This is a genomic window from Acinetobacter sp. YH12226, assembly GCF_013417805.1.
In the GTDB taxonomy this organism is placed as follows: domain Bacteria; phylum Pseudomonadota; class Gammaproteobacteria; order Pseudomonadales; family Moraxellaceae; genus Acinetobacter.
In genome coordinates, this window is the sequence record NZ_VPDG01000017.1 from 33,411 (window position 1) to 51,921 (window position 18,511).

At 45.8% G+C, this 18,511-nt stretch carries 16 protein-coding genes and 1 tRNA gene; 7 read left to right on the forward strand and 10 right to left on the reverse strand.

From position 1 onward, the window contains the following. Positions 1-57: 57 nt before the first annotated feature. Complete coding sequence (locus tag FTV08_RS13310) at positions 58-2,865, reverse strand: ATP-binding protein (protein WP_005106081.1); 2,808 nt, start codon at positions 2,863-2,865, stop codon at positions 58-60. A 362-nt stretch (positions 2,866-3,227) separates the two neighbouring features. Between FTV08_RS13310 and cysM the strand changes: the two genes are divergently transcribed. From cysM to FTV08_RS13335, 5 genes are all read left to right on the forward strand, one after another. Beyond that, positions 3,228-4,157 (forward strand): cysteine synthase CysM, encoded by a 930-nt coding sequence (gene cysM / locus FTV08_RS13315; protein ID WP_004281649.1) that lies wholly within the window; start codon positions 3,228-3,230, stop codon positions 4,155-4,157. Between the two features lie 18 nt (positions 4,158-4,175). Continuing rightward, the gene (locus FTV08_RS13320) at positions 4,176-4,994 is read left to right on the forward strand and encodes a 3'-5' exonuclease (RefSeq protein WP_044110575.1); all 819 of its coding nucleotides are present in this window, start codon (positions 4,176-4,178) and stop codon (positions 4,992-4,994) included. Between the two features lie 6 nt (positions 4,995-5,000). Further along, positions 5,001-6,389, forward strand: a complete 1,389-nt coding sequence (rlmD, locus tag FTV08_RS13325; RefSeq protein ID WP_044110573.1) for a 23S rRNA (uracil(1939)-C(5))-methyltransferase RlmD — start codon at positions 5,001-5,003, stop codon at positions 6,387-6,389. Between the two features lie 32 nt (positions 6,390-6,421). Continuing rightward, the gene (locus FTV08_RS13330; RefSeq protein WP_005106083.1) at positions 6,422-8,731 is read left to right on the forward strand and encodes a bifunctional (p)ppGpp synthetase/guanosine-3',5'-bis(diphosphate) 3'-pyrophosphohydrolase; all 2,310 of its coding nucleotides are present in this window, start codon (positions 6,422-6,424) and stop codon (positions 8,729-8,731) included. A gap of 100 nt (positions 8,732-8,831) precedes the next feature. Continuing rightward, positions 8,832-9,515, forward strand: a complete 684-nt coding sequence (locus FTV08_RS13335; RefSeq protein WP_005106084.1) for a hypothetical protein — start codon at positions 8,832-8,834, stop codon at positions 9,513-9,515. A 24-nt stretch (positions 9,516-9,539) separates the two neighbouring features. On the opposite strand, the gene secF is transcribed toward FTV08_RS13335, so the two are convergent. From secF to queA, 8 genes are all read right to left on the reverse strand, one after another. After that, positions 9,540-10,514, reverse strand: coding sequence for a protein translocase subunit SecF (secF, locus tag FTV08_RS13340; RefSeq protein ID WP_171066787.1), 975 nt, complete (start codon positions 10,512-10,514; stop codon positions 9,540-9,542). An 8-nt stretch (positions 10,515-10,522) separates the two neighbouring features. Then, positions 10,523-12,421: a protein translocase subunit SecD gene (gene secD / locus FTV08_RS13345; protein ID WP_004733746.1), complete on the reverse strand. Its 1,899-nt coding sequence runs from the start codon at positions 12,419-12,421 to the stop codon at positions 10,523-10,525. Positions 12,422-12,472: 51 nt separating this feature from the next. Next, positions 12,473-12,802 (reverse strand): preprotein translocase subunit YajC, encoded by a 330-nt coding sequence (yajC, locus tag FTV08_RS13350; RefSeq protein WP_004645158.1) that lies wholly within the window; start codon positions 12,800-12,802, stop codon positions 12,473-12,475. Between the two features lie 100 nt (positions 12,803-12,902). Beyond that, a complete protein-coding gene (gene tgt, locus FTV08_RS13355) occupies positions 12,903-14,033 on the reverse strand; it encodes a tRNA guanosine(34) transglycosylase Tgt (protein ID WP_004281657.1) in 1,131 nt (376 codons plus the stop codon). Between the two features lie 130 nt (positions 14,034-14,163). Further along, the gene (locus FTV08_RS13360; protein ID WP_005263684.1) at positions 14,164-15,006 is read right to left on the reverse strand and encodes a DUF4303 domain-containing protein; all 843 of its coding nucleotides are present in this window, start codon (positions 15,004-15,006) and stop codon (positions 14,164-14,166) included. A 113-nt stretch (positions 15,007-15,119) separates the two neighbouring features. Continuing rightward, on the reverse strand, positions 15,120-15,689 hold the full coding sequence (locus tag FTV08_RS13365) for a LemA family protein (RefSeq protein WP_004645163.1): 570 nt from the start codon (positions 15,687-15,689) through the stop codon (positions 15,120-15,122). Positions 15,690-15,738: 49 nt separating this feature from the next. Continuing rightward, positions 15,739-16,767, reverse strand: a complete 1,029-nt coding sequence (locus FTV08_RS13370; protein WP_180087476.1) for a hypothetical protein — start codon at positions 16,765-16,767, stop codon at positions 15,739-15,741. Between the two features lie 16 nt (positions 16,768-16,783). Beyond that, entirely contained in the window at positions 16,784-17,818 is a 1,035-nt protein-coding gene (queA, locus tag FTV08_RS13375; RefSeq protein ID WP_005106092.1) for a tRNA preQ1(34) S-adenosylmethionine ribosyltransferase-isomerase QueA, read from the reverse strand. 167 nt (positions 17,819-17,985) lie between these two features. Here queA and FTV08_RS13380 point away from each other — a divergent pair. Next, positions 17,986-18,072, forward strand: a tRNA-Leu gene (locus FTV08_RS13380). Between the two features lie 140 nt (positions 18,073-18,212). After that, positions 18,213-18,431 (forward strand): hypothetical protein, encoded by a 219-nt coding sequence (locus FTV08_RS13385; RefSeq protein WP_180087477.1) that lies wholly within the window; start codon positions 18,213-18,215, stop codon positions 18,429-18,431. Here FTV08_RS13385 and FTV08_RS13390 read toward each other — a convergent pair. Beyond that, the coding region (locus tag FTV08_RS13390) for a transposase (RefSeq protein ID WP_141697862.1) at positions 18,398-18,511 on the reverse strand (114 nt) is incomplete at its 5' end. The genes FTV08_RS13385 and FTV08_RS13390 overlap by 34 nt on opposite strands.

The following is an 18,511-nucleotide window of genomic DNA, read 5'->3' on the forward strand; positions in this document are numbered from 1 at the left end:
CTTGCATGACAGCTCAGTCACACTTGAGTAAGTTAAGAACTGAGCAGCTTCAGAGGTTTAATTTAAATGTTGCTTCAAAATTTGCTGGGCAGCTTGTTCAACCTGTTCAACCACGGCTTTGAGTTCATCAAAATATTTCAGCACGTCCTGAACAAAGCTTTCATCGGCCTTACGGCGTTCTTTGCGCAGGGTTGAAACGAACTGTTCAAAGCCACCGGTGACTTTCTGTAAAGTCGGTGCACCGACATAGCGGGTCGCGCCGTATAAACGATGCAGCACATGTTCCAGTTGTGGGAAATCTTCCAGTTCAATTAGTTGCTGCATTTCATCGAGTTCATCCGCAAAGCTGTCCACCAGCATGCGTAACAGATCTACCGCCAGATCTTCCTTATTGGCTGCCAGTTGCAGGCTTTGCTGCCAGTCCAGAATATTTGGATCCAGAGCATCAATCACATTGGCACGTTCCAGTACCGGAATCCGTTTAAAATGCTCGGTGGTCCAGTGCGTCAAAATTTGGATAATCTGCTCGATCTGGATCGGCTTGGTGACATAATCATCCATGCCGTTTTGCAGCAGTTTATGTTTTTCATCAGAAAGTGCATGCGCCGTCAGTGCAATAATCGGCAGGCGGCTATGATTTTCAAAGGTCGATTCCAGCGAGCGAATAGCACGGGTGGTATCGATCCCCGACATGACTGGCATCTGAATGTCCATAAAGACCAGATCAAATGCTGGCTGTTCCTGTTCATAACGGCGCTGAATAATATCGATCGCTTCCTGCCCGCTGAGGGCTTTGGTCGTGGTGACATTGAGTTCACCCAGTAAGGCTTCCAGAACAATCAGGTTGGGTAAGTGATCATCCACGGCCAGAATATGCAGGCCTTGACCATTAAATTCTTCATGCTGTTCCTGGTCGAAGACCGGCTGATTGCCGAGTAACTGAATCAGCGCGCTGCGGCTGAGTGGCTGATGCAGGGCACGGGCACGATGGTCATTGAGCATGCTTGGATCCAGTTGCATCTGATAACCATAGACAGCCAGATGACCCTGATAACGTGAACGGATTTCGCGTAACAAGACTTCACTGTCACCACTATGATCGACGATCAGCCAGGTATTTTCGCTATTCTGTAAATGATTCAGACGGCTAAACAGATCCAGAATTGATGCACATTCAATATGTTTAACCTGATAATTTTCCAGATAATGCCGCAGCACATTCGCAGTTGCCGGATGTGCAAGATAAGACACCACGGTCAATTCGCTAAAATCTGGATGCTCAATCACGGTATCTTCATCGACCAGGAACTGGGCAGTAAACCAGAAAGTAGAGCCTTTTTCGGTTGGAGCACGTTCCTGATTGTCTTCAAAACCAATCTGGCCATGCATCAGGCTGACCAGCTGTTTGGAAATTGCCAGACCAAGACCGGTACCGCCAAACTGACGGGTCACCGAGGTATCACCCTGCGAGAAGGACTCAAACAGCTTTTTACGGTCGGTACCACTCAGGCCAATGCCGCTATCCTGTACACTAAAATGCAGCACACACTGATCCATTCCATCATGTTCCATGCGTGCCCGGACAATGATTTCTCCATCCGGAGTGAATTTGATCGCATTGGAAATCAGGTTGGTCAGAATCTGTTTAAATCGTAGCGCATCACCAATAATGTGTTTTGGCACACCATCTGCATAATAGAAGGCCATATCAATATGTTTTTGTGCTGCCAGAGGTGACAACATGTCCATCACATCAAAAATCGCTTCTTCCAGATCAAAAGGTGCCGTTTCCAGTTCCAGTTTGCCGGCATCAATTTTGGAAAAATCCAGAACATCATTGATCAGTGCCAGCAAATGCGCCGAAGACTTACGAATGGTCTGCAAATACAGGCTCTGCTCGTTGCTGAGATTGCCCTGACGTAACAACAGATGAATAAAACCATCAATACTGTTCAGCGGGGTGCGCAATTCATGGGAAATATTGGCCAGAAACACCGACTTGGCCTGGTTGGCCGAGATCGCCTGGTCGCGTGCCTGACGATAGGTAATATTCTGGACTTCTAAAGTGTCGAGGGTGCGGCGTAAATCGTCTTCGGTCTGTTCGGTATGTTCACGCAGTTCCAGAAAGCTGAAATGCAAACGTTTCACCACATTGGCGATATCACGTTGCAATAAACGCAGCTCGCCGGTGCTGTTAATCACCATATGCTGGCCGAGGGTATCGGCATTCAGGCGTTGCAATTGCATGCGAATCTCATACATTGGGGCGATCCAGCGCCGTGAGTAGAAATTCAAGCAAAGTAATAACAATAATAAGGTCAGTAATCCGGTCGCAATCAGTACGATCAGTACCCGGTAACGGGCAATTGCTAGCGGCTGGTTATCCAGTTCGATCGCCAGCCAGCCGGTAGAAAAAGTGTTTTCATTCACTTTAATGGCATAGATATGATTATCTTGATGCAGAATCGGACCAACAAAATTGCCGCTTTTCTCAAATTCTGGCCAAGGCGCCTGTTCCTGAAAACCAATGCCCAAACGGTTCTTGCCATTTTCATCCAGAACTGCTGCCCGAACCAGATGCTTTTCATTCAGCATGTTCTGCATGGCGTTGTGAGCCTGGTCATATTGCCATGGATACAGATTCAAGATATCCAGTGCATATTCTGAGGTGCCTTGAAAACGGGTGAGAATCGCAATGGCCATCTGCTTCTGCTGGGCACGTGCGGCATTCGAGGTCTCAGTCAACACCAGCATGGCACCGACACAGGCCAAAATGGTAATCGGCACAAAAATCAGCGCAATCAGCTGTCCATAGGCATGATTTAAGTGTAGGCGTTTAAACAGCTTTTTGTTGATCGTTGACATGATTTAAGCAGTATTTTCTTTATGCCTGGCATATTAGCATGCTTTAAATCGACAGTTAAAATTTAAGCATAATTTTTATAAAGCTTCGGATTAGCAGTTAAAAATACAAGAGATTTCAGTTAATTTTGCTCAGGTACAGCAAGACTAAGACGCACGAAATTTCAATCTGTAAAAGTGCCAGACTGAAATAGTATTTTCATCTTCATTAGCGAGCTGCTTCACCTGGCTAAATTATCGGGAAATGTAGTTTATGGCTTGATAGCGTGTGAGTTTTAGTGAGTTTTCTGAAAAAGCCTTGCTAAATGGGTGCAGGGAAAAGCATTTTTTCATACAATAGCCGCACCTCGATATAGGTGCAAATAATGAGTAATACCATCCCTGATTTTCAAGCAGATGAATTTTTGTTAGACCATTATGTAGGCAAAACGCCGCTGGTGCGTTTACAGCGTCTGGCAAGTCACACTCAAGCTACAGTACTCGCGAAACTCGAAGGCAATAACCCAGCAGGTTCGGTCAAAGACCGTCCGGCCTATAATATGATCATGCAGGCCGAGAAGCGTGGGCAGATCAAACCGGGTGACACCCTGATTGAGGCAACGAGCGGAAATACGGGGATTGCATTGGCGATGGTCGCAGCAATGCGTGGCTATAAAATGAAGCTGATCATGCCGAACAATATGAGTCAGGAACGTAAGGACGCGATGCGTGCGTATGGTGCCGAGCTAATTGAAGTGACCAAAGAGCAGGGCATGGAAGGTGCACGTGATCTTGCTGCTCAAATGCAGAATGATGGTGTGGGTCTGGTGCTGAATCAGTTCGGAAATCCGGACAATGTCGAAGCGCATTACCTGACCACGGGTCCAGAAATCTGGCAGCAAACCGGTGGCAAAATTACCCATTTTGTCAGTTCTATGGGTACCACCGGCACCATCATGGGTGTGTCGAAATACCTGAAAGAAATGAATCCTGATATTCAGATCGTCGGTTTACAGCCATCTGATGGTTCAAGCATTGCCGGAATCCGTCGCTGGCCAGAAGAATATCTGCCAACCATTTTCGACCGCAGCCGAGTCGATCGCATTATTGATATTCCACAAATCGAAGCTGAAAAAACCATGCGTAAGCTGGCACAGAAAGAAGGCATTAGTGCCGGAACCTCTTCTGGTGGGGCAGTGTGGGCCTCGATTAAACTGGCGGAAGAACATCCGGATGCAGTGATTGTGTGTATTATCTGTGACCGTGGTGACCGTTACTTGTCTACAGGGTTATTCTCTGTACAAGATCCTGAATAATTATTTGAGCACTGTTTTATGCGCCTGCCTGTTTTAACTTTCGATATTGAAACCCAAACCGATCTCAAATCAGGCGCGCATCTGTTTGGTCTGGACCTGCCCGAAGCAGATCTGGATCAGGCCTTGACCAAATTACGCCGTCAGGATTCAGGCTCGGATTTTCAGCGTTTGCCGCTGCATGAAATCGTCTGTATTTCCGGTTTGTGGATGGATGAGCAGGGCATGAAGCTGTTTTCGTTTAGCCGAGAACAGCATTCTGAAGCAGAAATTTTGAAAAAATTCTTGTCGATTTTTGACAAGCGCCATCCGACTCTAGTGAGTTGGAACGGCTCACAGTTTGATTTACCAGTGATTTTATACCGCGCCATGTATCATGGGCTCTCTGCACCGAGTCTGTTCGATCAGGGCGAAATTGATACGCAAAAGCGTTATAATAACTACCAGAATCGTTACCATCATCGTCATGTCGACTTGATGGATGTGATGGCCATGTTTCATGCCCGTCATTTCCAGAAGCTGGATGATGTTGCACATTTGCTGGGCTATCCAGGCAAGCGCGGTGACGGAGCCTATCGGGTTCCGGAATATGTCCGCAATCAGCAATGGACCGAACTAACGTCTTATTGTGAAGGTGATGTCCTGAATACCTGGCTGGTGTATATCCGCTGGTTGCTGTTAAAAGGCCAGCTGTTGCTGCCGGATTATCAGCATCTGCTGCAAAGCACGATTCAATATTTGCAGACTCAACCGCAACATGCGGACTTTTTATCAGTCTGGCGTGAAACTTCACAACGAACTGAATTTACCCAATTTGATTTTCCCATCTCCACACCCTAGGTTTTCATGAAACATCGAGCACAAGCACGTCCTATCCAGCAACCCGAGTATATTTTTCAGGTTGAGTCACTATCGCATGAGGGACGTGGTATCGCTCATTATGGTTCACATCCGGATCATCCGCAGCATAAACATGGCAAGAAAGTCTTTATCCGTTATGCCTTGCCGGGTGAAACCGTGCGTGCCCGCATTACCCGTGAAGTTAAAAAACTCGAAGAAGCCGACAGTCTTGAATTGTTGAGCGACGCTTCCGAGATTCGCGTGAAGCCGGTGTGTCCGCATTTTGGGATCTGTGGTGGCTGTAATATGCAGCATATCGCTGCGGATGCGCAGATTGAACTGAAACAGAATGTGCTGAAATCGCATCTACAGCATTTTGCTGGAATCCAGCCTGATCAATGGCTACCGCCTTTACGTTCACAACGTGAAGATTATCGCCGTAAAGCCCGGATTGGGGTGCGTTATCTACCTTCCAAGGATCAGCTGGTGGTGGGTTTTCGTGAGAATCAGTCCAACAAACTTACGCCGATTGATCGCTGTATGATCTTGGATCGCGAGTTTGGCTCGGTTACACGTCTTAAACAATTGCTGCAAGGTCTCAATGGTAAGGCCGACATCGGTCATATAGAATTGGCTATGGGGGATCAGGACATTGCGCTGCTGGTGCGTGAAACTGCAAAATTATCTGCCGATGATGTCAACCAATTGCGCGAATTTACGTTACAGAAAGGCTGGCAACTGTATCTGCAGCCTGCTGGCAAAGAAACGCTCTCGCGGATAGATGATCCAGAAGCATCTGCACGCTTACACTATGGTCTTGATGACTTTGATGTAAAATTCGGCTTTAATCCTCTGGACTTTACCCAGGTAAATTCAAGCATCAATCCGCAAATGGTACGATTGGCATGTGATTTGCTTCAGCTACAACAGGGTGAGCGGGTTCTGGATCTGTTTTGTGGATTAGGAAACTTTTCTTTGCCTTTGGCGCGCCGTGTTGGTGCGTCGGGTCAGGTGATTGCGGTCGAGGGAAGTGATGAAATGGTTCGACGTGGTGCGGAAAATGCCAAAAACAATGGTATTGCACAAATATCGTTCTATTCACAAGATTTAACCAAAGATTTCTCGCACCACACTTGGGCAAATCAAGGTTTTGATGCATTATTAATCGACCCGCCACGTGCCGGGGCAGAAGAAGTGATGCATTATATCCCTCAGTTTGGAGCTAAAAGAATCGTTTATGTGTCATGTAATCCTGCGACACTCGCCAGAGATGCAGGACTCTTGGTACAACAGGGCTATCGTCTCACCCAAGCGGGCGTGATGGATATGTTTACACATACTGGACATGTTGAATCAATCGCATTGTTCGAAAAAGAAAATCAAATAAACGATTAAAGAAATGATGTTTTTAAAAGTAGGAGACGGGTATGGTCACAGTACGTGAGCAACTCCCTGGACGACTCAATGAGTTGTCACAGGAGACGACTGTAGAACATGCCGAACAAGCACACCAGGATCTGACTGAATGGTTGGATCGGGTTCGTGGCATATTAGATGGCGCACCTTTAACGCAGCTCGAAGAAGTCGCCCACTTAACATTAGAAAGAGAGCTGCAAAGTACGGTTCAGCACCGCTCCAATACCTTTTATACTGGTATTGAGATGGCGGATATTCTGGCGCATCTGCATGTCGATGAAGATACTTTGTCCGCAGCCATGTTGTATCGTGCTGTTCGTGAAGGCGTCATGCCACTCAGTGAAGTATTGGAACAGTTCGGCGAACAGGTGCATAGCCTGGTCAAAGGTACGCTTGCCATGGGTAAGCTGTCTGAGCTGATCGAAAAAAATAAACGCCTGGAAGATCATTTCAATAATAACCAGCGTGAACATCTGTCTGGCATTTACAAAATGCTGATCTCGGTCACCGAAGATGTACGTGTTGTTCTGGTCAAGCTGGCCGAACGTACCTATGCCTTGCGTGAACTGGCCAATTCCTCACGTGAGCGTCAGGAACGGGTGGCCCGAGAAATTCTGACCATTTACTCGCCACTGGCACACCGTTTAGGTATTGCCCAGTTAAAGTGGGAGCTGGAAGATCTGGCTTTCCGTTATCTTGCGCCGGAACGTTATAAAGAAATTGCGTCCTTACTGAATGAAAAGCGTCTCGAGCGTGAACAGTATATTCAGTTTGTGATTGATAAATTACGCAATGAATTGGCCGAGCATGGCATCGAAGCTGAAATTAATGGCCGGGTGAAACACATTTATTCGATTTATCGAAAAATGAAAAGCAAGAACCTGAGCTTTGACCAGCTCTATGATATTCGTGCTTTACGGGTACTGGTGAAAAGTGTACCGGAGTGTTATCACACTTTAGGTATTGTGCATCAGATCTGGCGCCACATTCCGCATCAGTTTGATGATTATATTACCAACCCGAAAGCCAATGGCTATCGTTCTTTACATACTGCGGTGATTGCCGAGAACAAGTCACTTGAAGTGCAGATTCGTACTCATGCAATGCATGACGAAGCTGAACTTGGGGTGTGTTCACACTTTAATTATAAAGAAGGCGCGAAAACCACAGATCGCTCCTTTAACCATCGTCTGCATTCCTTGCGTGCGGTACTTGAGCATTATCAAGAACGTAATGAAAGCAGTGCACATAAAGAATCTGAAGATGAAATAGAGAATTTTGAGCATATTCAAGATTTTGAAGGCTTTGAAAAGATCTATGTGTTTAGCCGTGATGGCGATATCAAAGAGCTGCCGCGTGATTCGACCGTGCTCGACTTTGCGTATCATGTACATACCGAGGTCGGGAACAAGTGCTATGCCGCACGGGTGAATCAGCGCTATGTGCCGCTGACCTACACTCTGAAAACTGGTGAACAGGTTGAAATTCTGACCAAAAAAGACCGGGAACCGAACCGGGACTGGCTGGTTAATTCGCTGGGTTATATCAAGACTGCCCGTGCGCGGGACAAGCTGCGTCACTGGTTCCGTCAACAGGATCGCAGCAAGAACCTGGAAGTCGGCCGTGAAGTACTGAACAAAGAATTGTCACGTCTGGCAATTCATCCGAAATCGATTGATCTGAGTGATTATTGCAACCACTTCAATGTCAAAACCGGTGATGACATTCTGGTGAATCTGGTCAATGGCGATATCAGCTTGCATGCTCTGATTAATCAGGTGAACCGCCATATGCATCTGGATCAGGACGAACCTGAACTGGTGCTAAAACCTGCCCTGAACCCGCGTGCCAGTCATACGCTGTCAGCGCACGGGATTCTGATCGACGGTCTGGATAACGTGGAATTGCATGTCGCGCAATGTTGCCAACCGGTGCATGGTGAGTCAATTGCAGGTTATATCACTCTGAATCGGGGGGTGAGCATTCATAAGGTCGCTTGTCCGGACTATGTGCGTATGATTTCTCAAGAGCCTGAGCGTGCGGTAGAAGCCGATTGGGAAATGCAGCCGACTCGCGGTCAGAGCGTACAGATTGTGGTGGAAGCTTATGATCGACGCGGTTTGCTCAAAGATCTGACGCAAGTGATTTTCTCGGATCAGATCAATATCCGCCAGGTGAATACCATTTCGGAAGCGGATGGTATTGCCAATATGAAGCTGTTGATTGAAGTCAAAGGTTTGGCACAACTTTCCAAGCTATTGGCCCGTCTAGAACAGCAGCCGGGAATTATCAGCGCGCGCCGTCTGGTACAGGGCACTTAATTGCTCTTATGTAAGTTTAAAAAGCCTGCAATTTAATTGCGGGCTTTTTTATTGTAAGGTATTTGAATCACATGCATAAAAAATAGACCAGAAAACCAAGATGAGCGCGACCGAAATATTTGAACGTAGACGAAATAATCTGGCCAAGGTGATTGATCTGCTGATCGAGACGCAGCAATTTAAAACCGGCAAAGAGATCTGTGAGCATTTCGGCTTGTCTGCATCGTATATCGCTCAATTGCTGAATAGCAAACGCCAGATCGGCGAGAAAGCAGCAAGGGAGCTGGAACAACAACTGGGTCTAGATGTGCTCATTCTAGATCAGTCGACTGAACCAAAAGTTGAATTATCTCCAATTCCAGCGCAAGGTGTACTGTTGCAAATGCAGGTGGTGCAACAGCAGGCATTCGCACTTATCTCCTTGGATTCAGCGCTCTCATTCAATCAGGATATTTTTCATCTGCAAGCACAGCATTATGCGATTTGGGTAGCAGGGCCGTATTATTTTCCCAGCTTAAAACCGGGCTGGTGGCTGGTTTGTGACAAACAGGCCGAGTTATCCACTGCAGGCATACTCTGTGTGTATCTGCTCAATGGCTTGCAGCTCATTTTGCAACTGGTCAGTGAAACTCAGGATCATTATGAATTTCAAAGTCTGGATGAAAGCAGAAAGGTGGTTTTCCAGAAAACTGATATTGAGAAAATCCATCCAGTCATTTCGATTATTCCCACTGCCACATATTCAAACAGCAGAAATAATTCAGCCCATCATAAGACGGGCTGAACGATGAACATGAAACAGAACAGATTATGGAATCTGGTTCTCGTCTTCAAATTCTGGCTTCACCTGAACAATAAAGTCCTGACGGTTTAGACCACGCCACAAGGCAAAGGCTGTACCGATATAGATCGACGAATAGGTCCCGACAAAGACACCAACAAACATCGCGATCGAGAACCATTTCAGACCATCACCACCCATCAGCATCATGGCAAGCACCACCAGCAATAAGGTCATAGAGGTATGAATGGTACGACGCAGCGTTTCAGTCAGGGCAATGTTAATGATTTCGACCGGTTCTGCACCACGAATCTTACGGAAGTTCTCACGGATACGGTCAGAGACCACGATATTATCGTTCAGTGAGAAACCGATGATTGCAAGGAGTGCTGCAAGTACAGTCAGGTCAAATGGCCACTGCATCATCGCAAAAATCCCGAGGGTAACGACGATATCATGGAACAGTGACAATACTGCACCCATAGCCAGCTTGACCTCAAAGCGGATGGTGACATAGACCAGCATCAGCAGGAGCGCAAGTGCCACAGCACCGCCAGAACGAACATAGAGCTCATTACCGACCTGTCCACCGACGACATCAACCTTCGGTACTTCTGCCGCATTATTTGGCAGTTGAACTGCGGCTGTAACAGCTTTGGTCAGGTCTTCAGCTTCGATATCTTCCTGAACCGGCATACGCACCATCAGGTCACGTTCAGAACCTAAAGTCTGAACCACAGCATCATTAAAGCCTGCCTGGTTCAATGCCTTGGAGACATCTTCAGGTTTGACCGGATTGGTATAGTTTAATTCGGCTGCCACACCACCGGTAAAGTCTAAACCGAGGTTCAGGCCTTTGGTGGCAATAAAGAAGATACTCGCAACGGTTAAGAGGATTGAAAATAATGCCGCAGGCATCGCAATCTTCATAAACGGAATAATGCGTTCGTCTTCCGGGCGACCGTACTGTTTTTGATTCAGTTGAGTATTTTCAGTCATCAGTGATCTCCTTAAATGCTCAACTTTTTCAAGTTACGTTTTTTGCCATAAATGAGCTGTACCACGGCACGCGTTACTGTAATGGCAGTAAACATCGAGCAGACAATACCAATCATCAGGGTTACGGCAAAGCCTTTGATCGGACCTGTACCAATCGCGAACAGAATGAACGCCACCAGGAATGTGGTCAAGTTCGAGTCGAAAATGGTGTTATAGGCACGATCATAACCGGCCACAATCGCCTGTTTTGGCGAAGCTCCCCATTTCATTTCTTCCCGTATTCGTTCACAGATCAGTACGTTGGCATCGACCGCCATACCGATGGTAATGACGATACCGGCAATACCCGGAAGGGTAAGGGAAGCGCCAATCCAAGACATGACTGTCAGAATCATCGCCAGGTTAAAGACCAAGGCAAAGTTGGCAATCACACCAAACAGACGGAAGAATACCACCATCCAGATGGCGACCAGAAGGAAACCGATCTGAGTTGAAAGTACACCTTTATCGATGTTTTCTTGACCCAGACTTGGACCAATTACACGTTCTTCAACAAAATACATTGGCGCAGCCAACGCACCTGCACGCAGCATCAAGGCAAGTTCAGCAGCTTCTTGCGGCGAGTCCAGGCCAGTAATACGGAACTGAGAACCCAGTACTGCCTGAATGGTTGCAGCGTTAATGACTACAGATTCAGTATACGGGGTACGAACTTCAGTCTGAGTGCCGGTCGCGGGGTCTTCCACATAATTAATGCGCTGCTTGTTCTCGATGAACAAGACGGCCATACGTTTGCCCACCGCATTACGGGTGGCATCCGACATCAGTTTGCCGCCTGCGCTGTCCAAGGTAATGTTAACTTCAGCACCGCCTGTGTCTTGGCTAAAGCCACTTGATGCATTCTGAACACGTTCACCGGTTAAGATACGGTTACGGTTCAAGAGGAGCTGACGACCACTGTCCAATGACTCATAAGCAAAGACTTCTGTGCCTGGTGGCAATGCACCCGTTGCCTGACCGGTATATGGATCAATATATTGATCATTCAGGTCAGACACCAGACGGAACTCGAGGTTCGCGGTACGACCTAAGACACGTTTCGCTTCAGCGGTATCCTGCACACCAGGAAGCTCAACCACAATACGGTTGCTGCCCTGGGTTTGCACCAGTGCTTCTGCCACACCTAACTCGTTAATACGGTTACGTAAAGTAGTCAAGTTCTGGTTGACTGCATAAGATTCAATTTCTTGCTTACGCACATCGGTATAGTTCAAACGTAAAGTCGAACCAGTCTCGGTCGCAACAGCCTGCTGGGTAAACTCGTTGCCATTACGGCGCAAGAAGTCCATCGTTGCAGAACGGTCATCATTGTTGGCAAACTGCATTACAATGGTGTTGTTGCTTAAATTCAGGCTATTAAATTTCAGGTTGTTATCACGCAACTGACGACGTAGATCCGTCGCAGAGGTTTCCATACGCTGGGAAATGGCCTTGTCCATATCCACTTCAAGCAAGAAGTGAACACCACCACGTAAATCCAGGCCGAGCTTCATTGGTTTGGCACCAATTTTTTGCAGCCATTCTGGGGTGGTCGGGGCAAGGTTCAGTGCAACCACGTAATCATCACCTAAACCACGACGTAAAGCCTCTTTGGCTTTAAGCTGCGATTCACTTGAATCTACACGTAATAAGGCTGCATTGTTGCCAAAGCTATTGTCATGGGTGGCAATATTTTCAGTTTTTAAAATTTGCTCTGCTTTTTGTACGATGCTTGCATCAATTTGAGTACCGGCTTTGGCACCCGAAATCTGTACAGCAGGTTCATCTGGATACAAACTTGGCAGGGCATATAAGGTACTGATCACCAAGACAACCAGGATCAGTACATATTTCCATGCTGGGTAACGCATTCGTTTTCTTCTTAAAATGAAAAAGTCGTGCGAGGGCACGACTATTTTTGATTAAAGGTTATTTAAAGTGCCTTCAGGGAGGACTGAAATCACACTTGCACGTTGAACTTTGACTTCTACACCACGGCTCAATTCAACCACTGCGAAGTCACCTTCAATCTTGGTGATTTTGCCCATTAATCCGCCTGCAAATACCACTTCACTGCCAACGCCAAGGCTGTCGACCAAAGCACGGTGTTCTTTGGCACGTTTAGATTGAGGACGCCAGATCAAGAAATAGAAGATTGCAATAAAAACAGCAATCATCAAAAGGTTCGCCATCATGCTTGGTTGTTGTGCAGCTTCACCTGCAGCGTGAGCAGTCGAAATAAAAAGGCTCATTACATTTTCCTAAAATAAAAAACTGGTGATCAACTCGATAATAAATTGACATATTCTTGCAATTTACATTGTCTTTTTCCTCAGCGCAAATGCTGATGGATTAATCTTGCGGACAAGGTGGCACTTCCAGGCCACGGCGGGCATAAAAGTCATGAACAAATTCGTCAAATGTACCGTTGTCTAATGCATCACGCATTGTTTCAGTCAAACGCAGGTAATAGCGCAGATTATGAATCGTACCGAGCATAGAGCCGAGCATTTCCCCACATTTCTCAAGATGGAATAAATAGGCACGGGTAAAGTTCTGGCAGGTATAGCAGTCGCAATGCGGATCGAGTGGGCTTTGGTCATGACGGTATTTACTGTTACGGATTCGCACCAAGCCGTCTGTCACAAAATAGTGACCGTTACGTGCATTTCGGGTTGGCATTACGCAGTCAAACATATCGACACCACGACGCACCGCTTCCACAATATCTTCAGGCTTGCCGACACCCATCAAATAACGCGGTTTGTCTGCAGGCATTTTCTCTGGAAGATAATCCAGAACCTTGATCATTTCTTCTTTTGGTTCGCCCACGGACAGGCCGCCAATCGCATAACCATCAAAGTCGATTTCAAGCAGGCCTTTTAAAGATTCATCACGTAAATCTTCATACATGCCGCCTTGAATAATGCCGAACAGCGCATTACGGTTTTTCAGCACGTCATGATGCTGGGTTTTACAGCGTTTGGCCCAGCGTAGAGAAAGTTGCAAAGATTTTTGTGCTTCTTCATGCGTCGCAGGGTACGGGGTACATTCATCAAAAATCATTACAATGTCAGAGTTCAGCGTGTGCTGAATATCCATTGAAATTTCAGGAGATAAAAATACTTTTGAACCATCAATCGGCGAGCGGAAGGTCACACCTTCTTCTTTAATTTTACGCATTGCGCCCAGACTGAAGACCTGGAAGCCGCCTGAATCGGTCAAAATGGGACTATTCCATTTCATAAAGCCGTGCAGGCCGCCATGTTCACGAATTACATCCAGTCCTGGACGTAGATACAAATGGAAAGTATTACCCAGAATGACTTGAGATTTGATCTCTTTAATGTCGCGTGGCAACAGGCCCTTGACCGTACCATAAGTACCCACAGGCATGAACATCGGGGTTTCCACCACACCATGTTCAAGCGTTAAACGACCACGACGGGCACGGCCCGACTGACCTAATTTTTCAAACTTCATAGGAGTTCCACATCAAGGCGAAAAAACAGTTCGCTGATTGTTATAGCTAAAGGGCGCTATTTTCCTTGATTCTTACACTAAACGCCAGCATTGTAGAGCATTCGCTCTGTAATTTTATTTATCGCTGAAGCTAGGGAACATCCGTAGAAATGGGTGGATGTACAGAAAACTGCTGCAAGCGCTGCTGGATATCTTCCCGGCTAAGGGCACAGCTGCCATCCGGTTCCGAGGCCATTGCGGCGATATGCTGGATCAGTTTCTGGATATAAATATTGCTATCGACAAAATAGGATTCCAAGGTCAGCAAATAGGCATCTTGTGCCACTTGCAGATAATCATAAGGTTCCATCACCAGCATCTGCTCCAGATCAATCAGAATATCCTTGTCGTTTTGCGAGAGTTTCAAGCGTTTCTGCATGGCAGGTAAATGAGTAGTTTGTCTGGATGCCAGAAATTTCTGTAAATGAATATGGGCCGGATTAAGTGTCTGCGCGGATTGGCATTCAAATTCGACTTGGGTCGGCAGGCTCATGAAAAACAGGATGCTATTCAGATCCAGACCATAAGCCTCAGAAAGACGATATTTGGCCTGTTTAAAACTATCCAGCAATAAATCCAGATGCGTCGCGTGCAGCTGTTTTTGCTGTGCCAATACCGGATGGCCAAAGCTGTGCTGGGTTTTAAAATAATCGGCCAGCAAGGTTTTAAAGGGAATGAGTCCAGAGTGGGGCAAAGCATGTGCCCGATAACGCCATTTCCGGACATTCCAGCGATCCTGTTCCGCCAGATATTGCTGAAGATATTCCGGATCTTTAAAAATACTGCGTTCAGTCGAAATGGCCAGATCATCCAGCAGTAAAAATTCGTCAAAGACCAGACTACAGGCATAGATTTGATCATCCTGATAATGGTCGTATAACCGATAAAATTCCTCGACCAGCGTCTGTTGCAAGTGCTCTAAATAATCCAGCATAATTTTTATTCTTTATATTATAAGTTTTAGATAGGTACAGCCGCATCCTTGGCTATTTTTATAATAAGTTAATGCGCCAAGGATGCAAAATTTTATCAGATCTTGCTGTTCACTCAGTGAAAGTTCGGACGGTAATCAAAATTCTGTGTCACGCTTTGATCACGGAATGGACGTACCACTTTTTTTCTGAGTAACATATTATTAATGATGTTGTGCGGAAAAATCTGGATCTGGTTGTTAAACAGCTCGACATTGCGATTATAAATGGTAATCGCCGCACCGACATTTTCATTCTGTTCTTCAATTTCAGCCATCATTTTCAGATAGATGTCATTGGCTTTCAGTTCTGGATAATTTTCAATCACGACATTCAGGCTATGCATTAACTGTTTGTTCAGACTTTCAATGCGTTGTAATTGTCCAATATCGGCATCCTTGATATTCAGGTTCATGATGTTCTGACGCAGTTCGGTGACTTTTTCTAGCGTGCCTTTTTCAAAACTCGAGTATTGCTCGACCAGCGGTTGCAGCCCATCCAGAATTTTCAGTTTTTGCCGTTCATAACTGGCGACATCCGACCAGGCGCGAATCGTGGCGTTGTGATGACGGACAATACTGTTGCGGATCATGATAATCGTGACAATCAGCGCCACAATGATCAAACATAAAATCAAAAATCCCATCCGAGATCTCCCCAAGCTATATCTATATTTTAAAAATGATGCGAAAAATTTATTTTAAAAACTGCAGCAGATCATGTTGTAAGTTTTCGAGCTGTTTTAATTTAAACGTTCTCAGGTGGCCGCGCAATGTGGAAATATCGCTAATATTCTGCTGCTTGCTCGATACCTGAAATAAATCATGGGGCCCTAGATAGCACAGCATCTTATTTTCTGGGTGAAACAGTAAATCACCCTGACGCTGTTCAAAAAAGTCGGCCAGTCGCAGCACAAAACCCGGACTGAGTAATTTGGCAGTTTGCAGCGGATCACTGCCATAAAAGCTTAATCTCTGGTTGGTGCGAATATCGCTGCTGTGCCAGGGATGGCTATAAGGATAATAAAATTTCTTTCTGGAAGTCGTAACGGCCAGTCCCTGAATCTGGATATCAAACACAAATACGCCCCACAGGTCTTTATGGACCTGCATCAGTTTGACTGGCTGACCTTCCTTATTTCGGGCCTGTACTTCATCAATATAGTGGTATTGGAACAGTAGCACCTGATGTTGCTGGCCATTTTCATCTTCCCAGACCGTGCTGGCATAACGCTGAATCTCATTACTCAACGAACCTTGATTGAATACTGGAAATAATTGTTTTAAATGCCGGATAAAGTGCAGGGGATTGAGTGGCATGGAAATATGCAGTGGCTGTTTTTGAAAGGCAAGCTGATATTTTTTGGCCAGTGCCTGTTCTTCCAGAAAAGCAATGACTTCCTCTAAGGGCTGCTGCTGTTCATAGCAAATATAGGACCAGAAGATACAGAGACAGCCGAGAAAAACACTGCCCTGAATCCAGATATTTCCCGGCGCAATAAAAATGCTGCCAATCAGAAAAAGCCCAATTCCGGCAAGCGCAAGCGGCAGGTTATTTTCAAACTTGAGCGTAATCGGGCCATTCCAGGGATGCAGCCCATCCAGCAATTGCTGATGCGTTTTGGCCTGTTGACCCAGATCCCAAAGCCGAGCGATATTTTGAAACACCACTGCATTTTTCTTGCGGCGAATATGAATGGACTGTTGTACAGACTCGATCGGCATGGGCAATGGTTCTCGCTTATTTCGCCTGATCAATCAGCATGGCATCGCCATAACTGAAGAAGCGATACTGGCTGTCTACTGCATGCTTATAAGCATTGAGAATATTGTCACGATTGGACAAGGCAGACACAAGCATTAACAGGGTCGATTCTGGTAAATGGAAGTTAGTGATCAAACGATCGACCACTTTAAACTGATAACCCGGATAGATGAAAATCTGGGTATCACCTGTCCAGGCTGCCAGTTCACCGTTATGTGCTTGTGCTGCACTTTCGACTGCACGGGTGGCAGTCGTGCCTACAGAAATGACTTTATTACCGCGGGCTTTAGTCTGACGAATCATCTCGACCGCAGTTTCAGGGACGTCGCACCATTCGCTGTGCATGATGTGATTTTGAATATCATCGGTACGCACTGGCAGGAAAGTACCTGCACCAACATGTAGGGTCACAAAAGTTTTTTGAATCCCTTTGGCTTCCAATTTTGCCAACAGATCGGCATCAAAATGCAGGCTGGCAGTAGGTGCTGCAACGCTGGCCAGTTTGGTTGGGTCATTAAACACGGTTTGATAACGTTCAGTATCAATCTCTTCCGCTTCACGGTTGAAATAAGGCGGAATCGGCAAGGCGCCGTATTGATCCAGCACATCGAGAATTGGTTGTGAAAATTCTACAATAAACAGATTTTCATGACGGCCTTGTACGGTCACTTTCACTGCATCCGGGCCAATAAAAAGTTCTGCACCGGCTTTCGGAGTGTTGCTGGCCTTAATATGACAATAGGCAATAAAGCGATCTTGCATACGCTCAACCAGCACTTCTACCGCACCGCCTGAAGCACGTTTACCTTTTAAACGGGCCTTCATGACTTTGGTGTCGTTTAATACCAACAAGTCGCCGTCTTCAAGTAAATCCAGAATATCGGTAAATTGATGGTCATGATATTGACCTTGGGCATCGAGGTGCAACAGGCGAGAGGCACTGCGTGTTTCCAGTGGGTAGCGAGCAATCAGCTCATCGGGGAGATCAAAATTAAAATCAGAAAGTTGCATGATGATTTACGCTAAAAAAACTGCGGCTAGTATAAACTTTTTTCTTTTTTATGGCGGGAATTGCTCGATTTTAAAACGAAAAAATGCGATTTGTTTTAAAAATAAACAAATGCAAATATTCTGCGTTGACAGTGCTGAGAAATCGCGTATTATACCTTTCATCCACTCCCGAGGTGGTGAAATTGGTAGACGCGGCGGACTCAAAATCCGCTGTCAGAGATGACGTGTCGGTTCGAGTCCGACCCTCGGGACCAAAATTCTAGAAAACCCCAAGCGCATTCAGTCTTGGGGTTTTTTATTGTCTAATGAAAAATATAACAACTAGTTTATAATGAAGAAACTGTTATCACTAATTTAATAAAACAATTATCAAGCTTAAATTAAAGAGTTAAGTATGACCGTAGAGAAAATCGAATTGATTCAAAAATTAAATGAATTTAAAAATAGGCTTAGCGAAGAAGTATATAGTGCTTATAAAGAGAAAGGCAGGGAGTATGGGCGGGAAAGATTTAAATCATGGGAAAGAGCAATACAAAAATTTTTAGAAAAATATTTTCCTGCTTATACTAGGGCGTGTCATCAATTAAGCCATATCATGATTGAAGCAAGGTAGATTGCTGACAGGAAGTTTTGAGCCAATTTATCATAGCGCGTAGCAATACCTCGATACTGCTTGAGCTTGGCGAAGAAGTT